Source organism: Duganella sp. BJB476 (genome assembly GCF_003416895.1).
GTDB lineage: Bacteria > Pseudomonadota > Gammaproteobacteria > Burkholderiales > Burkholderiaceae_D > Rugamonas.
Genome location: NZ_QVIO01000026.1, coordinates 1 through 1,071 on the forward strand (window position 1 = coordinate 1; position 1,071 = coordinate 1,071).

Annotated in this window: 1 protein-coding gene and 1 pseudogene; both read left to right on the plus strand. The window is 63.2% G+C overall.

The genetic code is table 11. The annotated features are described in order from the left end of the window. Nucleotides 1–200: pseudogene (locus tag D0T21_RS31475) on the plus strand (chemotaxis protein); the annotation flags it as partial. A 42-nt stretch (nucleotides 201–242) separates the two neighbouring features. After that, nucleotides 243–1,071, plus strand: an 829-nt coding sequence (locus tag D0T21_RS31480; protein WP_116994090.1) for a CHASE3 domain-containing protein, incomplete at its 3' end; no start/stop codon positions are given.

A 1,071-nucleotide genomic window follows, 5' to 3' on the forward strand; every position in this document is an offset into this window, starting at 1 on the left:
CGCAGTTCGACGCCGTGCTGCAAGGGATGCAGTCGCAGGCGGTCGGCGCGCAGCAGATCTCGGAGACCATGATGCAGCTGAACGACGCCACCCAGCAGACGGTGGAATCGCTCAAGGCCACCAGCGAGGCGGTGCACCAGTTGCAGTACGCGGCGGGAGATCTGCAAACCAGCGTCGCCAACTTTGCCGTGGCGGCTTGAGCGTGGGACAATGCCGAGTCAACTGCGGCGCCTGGAGAAGAAATGTATAAAGATTTAAGCATCAAGAGCAAGCTGTATCTGAGTTTTGGCGCCATCCTCGCCATCATCCTGGTGCTGTTATCGATCGCTTACAACCGCTTCAACAGCCTGTCCGAAGCGAACGGGTGGGACCGGCATACGATGGAAGTGATCCAGTCCGTCGACCAGTTGCGCAACGACCTGCTGCAAGTACAGGTGGAAGCGCGCGGCTACTACCTGACCGGCGCCGCCAAGCGCCTCGACCAAACGCGCAAGGAGCTGTCCGACCTGCCCGGCTCCCTGCAGGCGCTGCAAAAACTCACCAGCGACAACCCGAGCCAGGTCGCGCGCTTCAAGGCGCTGGAAGGCATGATCACCAAGTGGTCCAGGGAAGTCATCGAGGCGCAGCTGGCCGAGCGCCAGGAACTGGGCGACAAGGTGGGCGCCGCCGACATCATGGGCCACAGCGGGTCCCTGTCCAGCGGTAATATCGCGGTCAACGACATTTACAAATCCCTCGACCAGGCAACGGCCGAGGAACGCGCACTGCTGGTGGAACGCTCTGCGGCATCGAACCGCTTGCAGGAGTCCATGCGCCTGATACTGACTGCCGGCGGCCTTGCCTGCGTGGTGCTGTCGGTCATCATCGCCTGGCTGCTGGGGCGTTCGCTGCTGACGCCATTGAACAACCTGACGCACGCGGTGGGCCGCATCGCCGCCGGCGAACAGTCGGCGCGGGCGGCGGTACTGTCGGCCGATGAACTGGGCCGGGTGACGACGGAGTTCAACCGCATGGCGCAATCGATCCAGGACAGCCAGGCCAACGAACTGGCCGCCACCAACCTGCTCAAGG